Here is a 5,905-nt window from a genome sequence, read left to right as displayed (position 1 = left end):
GCAAGGGCGCGCTGAACACCATCACGCTGTCGCTTGCGCGCGCGCTGGCGCCGCTGATCCGCGTCAACACGGTATGCCCCGGCTATATCGACACGCCGTGGTTCACCAAGGGCCGCGGCGTCGAGGGCGCGGCGAAGGTCCGCGATTCCCGTCGATGCCGCTCAACTTCAGGTAGCCGGATCGTTGCAGTGGTCGATTCTAACATTCGCATCCCTTCTCAGCGGACACTTTTGCGAATGTTAGAATCAAAAGGACCACTGGCAAATATTTGTTTCTAGTGGAGTTTCGGATTTGACATTCGCTTTGCGAACTCGATGTTGACTGGGGAGCGAATGTCAAATCCAAAACCACACTGGTATCATAGGTTTGCAGAAGTGTCCCTTTTGGTTCCGGCATTCGTAAGCGAACCCGCCGCAACGGCATACGAATGTCAGAACCGGGACACTTCTTCCCAAGGCTTGACGTCCACCTGCCTGCTGCGATCAACATATCCGCACTCAAGCTCCCCGGAAGAAAAGACGGACCACGGGGACGAAAGACAACAAGGATGCCTCGCATGAGCGTCCATCCGTCGTGGAGGAAATGCCCGATGTTTCGTTCTTTTCTGGCGGCCGTCGTCACCATGGCCGGTCTTTTTTCCACCGGCCAGATCGCGTGCGCGCAAGACGCCAGTCCAGTCACCATTGTGACCTATGCGGAAGTAGCGCCCGCGAAAGCGGCCGAAGCGCGGATACTTGTTATCAGCTATGCGGAGGCCGCCCGCAAAGCCGATGGCGCCGTGCAGATCGAGATCGGCCAGCGGATTTCCGATCCCGGCCATTTCGCGCTCGTCGAGCAATGGAAGTCGCTGGCGGCGAAGCAGGCCTTCGCATCGACCGATACCTATACTAAATATCGCGCCGCGCTCGATCCGCTCCGCAGCGCCGCCTATGACGAGCGCATTCACGGCGCGCTTTCCGTGGGTCCGTCGAAGCCGGCGCCGAAGGGCGCGATCCTGGTGCTCACCCATGTCGACGTGATTCCGACGCAGGTCGAGCCAGGCACGGCCAAGGTGAAAGCCTTTGTCGAAGAAGGCCGCAAAGCGCCCGGCAATCTTCGCTTCGACGACAACGTCCAGGCCAACCGGAAGAACCATTTCACGGTGGTCGAAGCCTGGAAATCGCAGGCCGAGAAGAACGCGTGGATCTCGTCGAAGACGGTGCGAACCTTTCGCGAGGAACTGCAGCCGATGGGCGGCGCGCTTTACGACGAGCGCGTGTTCAAGGTTCTTTAGCGATCTCACCTCTCCCCGCGTGGGGGAGAAGGAGCTTGGGCGCAATCGCGGTCGTTCATGGCAGGAAGGTAATCTTTTCCGCCGTGAATCGTTTTTGCCACGAATCACGGCTATTCGTTCAGAGCCTATTCATGCCGGATGCGGCAGATTAGCTGGCACTGCATGACGAGCTCCTTTCGATGGAACCGAAAACTTTAACGAAGTTCCGCTGCGGCCGGATATGGATCTTGTCGAGCTGTGCCGCCGTCGTCCTCGGCACGGGAATGGCTGACGCGGCCGAGCTGACGCCGCACGACCTCGTTTTCCTCGATCGCCTTAGCTTCGGAATCAACGCTTCCAGCGCCGCGCACTTGCAAGCGGTCGGCATCGAGCGCTGGCTGAACGAGCAACTGCATCCACCGGCCAATTCAGCGCTGCCGGAGGCGGCGCACGCGCAGATCGAAGCAATGGCGGATGTGCACAGGTTCCCCTTCGACATCGCGATGGCGTTCGACGCCCAGGCCAAGAGCGCCAATCAGGTTGCCGATCCCGATCAAAAGAAGGCGGCGCAGCAGGTCTATCAGCAGGCGATGAACGAGCGGATGAGGCAGGCGCAAGCCCGTTCGATCCTGCATGCGCTTTACGGGCCGGACCAGCTGCGCGAGCGCATGACCTGGTTCTGGTTCAATCATTTCAATGTGTATCAGCACAAGTCCAACCTGCGCGTCCTCGTCGGCGATTATGAGGATCACGCGATTCGCGCCCATGCGCTCGGCAAGTTTCGCGATTTGCTGATCGCGACGCTGCGCCACCCGGCGATGCTGCGCTATCTCGATAACGCCGACAACGCCGCCGGCCATCTGAACGAGAACTACGCCCGCGAGATCATGGAGCTGCACACCATGGGTGTCGGCTCGGGCTATACGCAAGCCGATGTCGAGGCGCTCGCACGCATTCTCACCGGCATCGGCATCGATGTGAAACCGGATCAGCCGAAACTCAAGCCCGAGCTGCAATCGCAGCTCATTCGCGAGGGCGCCTTCGAATTCAATCCGGCGCGCCACGACTACGGCGACAAAACCTTCCTTGGACATGAGATCAAGGGCAGGGGGTTTGCCGAAGTCGACGAAGCGATAGATATCCTGGTGCACCATCCGGCGACGGCTGTGCATCTGTCGAAGCAGATTGCGACCTATTTCGTCTCCGACAATCCTCCGGATGCGCTAGTGCAAAAGATGGCGCAGACCTTCAAGGCGACCGACGGCGATATTGCCGCCGTGCTCGCCACCATGGTGCATTCAGCCGAGTTCAACGCCTCCTTGAAGGCGGGGACGAAATTCAAGGATCCGGTGCATTATGTCCTGTCGGCCGTTCGGCTTGCCTATGACGACAAGGTGGTCCTCAACACTCAGCCGATCCAGAACTGGCTCAATCGTCTCGGCGAGGGGCTGTTCAATCACGAAACGCCGGACGGCTATTCGATGACGTCGGCGTCGTGGGACGGCCCCGGCCAAATGACCCTGCGCTTTGAGATCGCGCGCCAGATCGGCTCGGGTTCGGCCGGCCTGTTCAAGCCGGATGTGCCGAATGCGGCTGAAAAGCCGGCGTTTCCGCTGATCCAGAACGCGCTTTATTTCAACGGCCTGCGCCAGACGCTGGGCCCAGCCACAACAGCCGCGCTCGACCAGGCAGTGTCGCCGCAGGACTGGAACACGCTGTTTTTGTCGTCACCCGAATTCATGCGGTGAGCATGGCCCCAAAAAGTGGGTACCGGTTTTTCGATTAAGATCATGCTCAAAAAATAAGAGAACTCCTGGAGGCCAACATGAACCGCCGTGATCTCTTCAAGGCTTTTGCCGGCGCCGTTCCGTTGACTGTCGCCGGCCGCGTCTGGGCCGCGCCGGCAACCGATGCGCGGCTCCTCGTGGTATTCCTGCGCGGCGCCTATGATGCGGCCAATGTCGTCGTGCCCATTGGCAGCGACTTCTACCACACGGCTCGCCCGACGCTCGGTCTTGCCAAGCCCGATGCCGGCAATCCGAATTCGGTGTTGTCGCTGAACGCGGAGTGGGGACTGCATCCGTCGCTGCGCGACAGCATCTATCCGATGTGGGCGAAACGCGAGATTGCCTTCGTTCCGTTCGCCGGCACGTCCGACGATTTGACGCGCAGTCATTTCGAAACCCAGGACACCATCGAACTCGGTCAGGCCGCCGGCGGCTCGCGCGATTATCGTTCGGGTTTCATGAGCAGGCTGGCCGCCGAACTGACGCGCGCCAAGCCGATCTCGTTTACCGATCAACTGCCGCTGATTTTCCGCGGCAAGACGCAAACGCCGAACATCGGCATCAACAGCGTCGGCAAGCCCGGCGTCGACGATCGTCAGGCGCGCCTCATCAAGAACATGTATGCGCACAGCGACCTGTCATCGTCGGTTTCCGAAGGTTTCCGGATTCGCGACGACGTCTACCGTTCGATCTCTGAAGAAATGACGGCGGCCAATCGCGGCGCGGTGTCGCCACGCGGCTTCGAGTTGTCGGCGCGCCGGATCGGTCGGCTGATGCGCGATCAGTTCAATCTCGGTTTTGTCGATGTCGGCGGCTGGGATACCCATGTCAATCAGGGCGCGGCCACCGGCTATCTCGCCGATCGTCTCGGCGAGCTCGGCCGTGCGCTCGCGGGTTTTTCCGAGGAGATTGGCCCTGCGGGCTGGCGCGACACGGTGGTGGTCGTGATCTCCGAATTCGGCCGCACCTTTCGCGAGAACGGCGACCGCGGCACCGATCACGGCCACGGCAGCGTCTACTGGGTGATGGGCGGCGGCATCAATGGCGGACGCATTGCCGGCGAGCAGATCAAGGTCGAGCAGGCGACGCTGTTTCAGAACCGCGACTATCCGGTGCTGACCGACTATCGCGCGATGCTCGCGGGCCTGTTCCAGCACCAGTTCGGTCTTCAGCCGGCCAACATTCAACGCATCTTTGCGGGTGTTCATCCTGCGGAACTCGGACTGGTTTAAGCAGGTTCCGCATTTTTACGGGGCCGCATGGCTGAGTCTCGCGCGATGTGAATTTACGCGGCCTTCACGTCCGCAAGGGTAGCTTCGGCCAACGAATTCCCGTGGCGGAACTCCCCTGATGTTGAAGGTCTATAACTGTATCGCGACGGCGCATGATCTCAGGCTCGTCGCGCTTGCCGTCTTTGTTTGCGTCCTGGCTTCGATCGCTGCGATCAGGTTGCTTCGCTATGCCCGTATTTCCAAGGGGCGCATGCGCAGCCTGTGGCTGGCGGTTTCCGCGATCTCGACCGGTTTCGGCATCTGGGCCACGCACTTCGTCGCCATGCTCGCCTTCACGCCCGGCATTCCGAGCGGCTATAATATTATATTAACCATCGTGTCGCTCATCGTAGCCATCCTGCTCACGGGGGTCGGCCTCGCGGTATCGCTGATCGAAGACTGGCGTCCCAGCGCTTGGGTCGGCGGCGCCATCGTCGCCGGCGGCATCGCCGTCATGCATTACATGGGAATGGCGGCCTTCGAGATCGCGGGCACAGTGGTCTGGGATCCCGTTCTGGTGGCCGCCTCTATCGTACTCGGCGCCATGATCGGAGCAATCGCGCTACCGGTTGGTCTGCACGGCGAAGGCGAGGGCTGGAAAATCGGCGGCGCGCTGCTGCTGACGCTTGCCATCTGCAGCCATCATTTTACGGCGATGGGCGCGGTCTCGATCATCCCCGATCCGAGCATCACGGTTTCGCAGATCGCGTTGCCGGCCGGATGGCTTGCGATCGGAGTGACGATCGCAAGCCTCGGCATTCTCGGATTGGCGACGGCCGGCGTCGTGATCGATATCAGAGATCACCGCCGCTCGGAGCTTGAGACCGACCGGATGCGCGAGCTTGCGGATGCTACCGTCGAGGGCCTACTGGTCTGCGACGGCGAGTTGGTTGTCTCGGCCAACAAGAGTTTCTCGCAACTCGTGGGCTGCTCGGCCGACAGTCTCATCGGCGGCACGCTCGAAAACTTCGTTCCCGACGCCGCCGCCCGCGCCAGGCTGATGTCGCGGCCCAATCACACGATCGAAACGGAATTGCGCCACCGCGACGGTTCGATGGCGCCGGTCGAATTGATCATGCGGCCGATCATCTTTGCCGAACGTCCTCATCACGTCATTGCGGTTCGCGATCTGAAGCGCCGCAAGGCTGCCGAGCAACACATCCACTTCCTGGCGCATCACGACGCGCTGACTGGCTTGCCGAACCGCGCCTATTTCAACATGCGCGTCGACCAGGAAATCGCAGCGCTCGTACCGGGCAGGAGCCTTGGCATCCTCTGCCTCGATCTCGACCGGTTCAAGGAGATCAACGATCTCTTCGGCCATGCCGCCGGCGACCGGGCTCTGCAGACCTTCACCTCGCGCATCGGTGCATTGCTGGATGACCAGCAGATGATGGCGCGGCTCGGCGGCGATGAGTTCGCCATCCTGCTGTCCGGCATGTCAGGTCCCGCGGCGGCCGGCCGGCTGGCCGAATCCATTCTCGAGGCGCTTCGCGACACCGCCGTTGCGCCGGAAGTGCCGGTCTCCACCAGCATCGGCATCGCGCTCAGCCCGGATGACGCGCCCGATCGTCAGTCGCTGCTCAACCATGCTG

Annotated in this window: 5 protein-coding genes; all 5 read left to right on the top strand. The window is 61.3% G+C overall.

Going from position 1 to position 5,905, the window contains the following annotated elements; translation table 11 throughout:
• On the top strand, positions 1 to 278 hold a 278-nt coding region (locus WB528_RS00605; protein WP_423886495.1), incomplete at its 5' end, for an SDR family oxidoreductase.
• Positions 279 to 589: 311 nt separating this feature from the next.
• Positions 590 to 1,273, top strand: coding sequence for a putative quinol monooxygenase (locus WB528_RS00600; protein ID WP_423886494.1), 684 nt, complete (start codon positions 590 to 592; stop codon positions 1,271 to 1,273).
• Between the two features lie 263 nt (positions 1,274 to 1,536).
• Complete coding sequence (locus tag WB528_RS00595; protein WP_423886496.1) at positions 1,537 to 3,000, top strand: DUF1800 domain-containing protein; 1,464 nt, start codon at positions 1,537 to 1,539, stop codon at positions 2,998 to 3,000.
• A gap of 77 nt (positions 3,001 to 3,077) precedes the next feature.
• Complete coding sequence (locus WB528_RS00590) at positions 3,078 to 4,271, top strand: DUF1501 domain-containing protein (protein WP_423886493.1); 1,194 nt, start codon at positions 3,078 to 3,080, stop codon at positions 4,269 to 4,271.
• A 118-nt stretch (positions 4,272 to 4,389) separates the two neighbouring features.
• A partial coding sequence (locus WB528_RS00585; protein ID WP_423886492.1) for a diguanylate cyclase domain-containing protein occupies positions 4,390 to 5,905 on the top strand: 1,516 nt, incomplete at its 3' end.

Source organism: Bradyrhizobium sp., assembly GCF_049586575.1.
GTDB lineage: Bacteria > Pseudomonadota > Alphaproteobacteria > Rhizobiales > Xanthobacteraceae > Bradyrhizobium.
This window is presented reverse-complemented; position numbering and strand designations above follow the sequence as displayed.

Bases quoted from the DNA above. Each gene is read 5' to 3' on its own strand.
- WB528_RS00595 (WP_423886496.1), top strand. From the start codon at position 1,537: ATGGCTGACGCGGCCGAGCTGACGCCGCACGACCTCGTTTTCCTCGAT.
- WB528_RS00600 (WP_423886494.1), top strand. From the start codon at position 590: ATGTTTCGTTCTTTTCTGGCGGCCGTCGTCACCATGGCCGGTCTTTTT.
- WB528_RS00590 (WP_423886493.1), top strand. From the start codon at position 3,078: ATGAACCGCCGTGATCTCTTCAAGGCTTTTGCCGGCGCCGTTCCGTTG.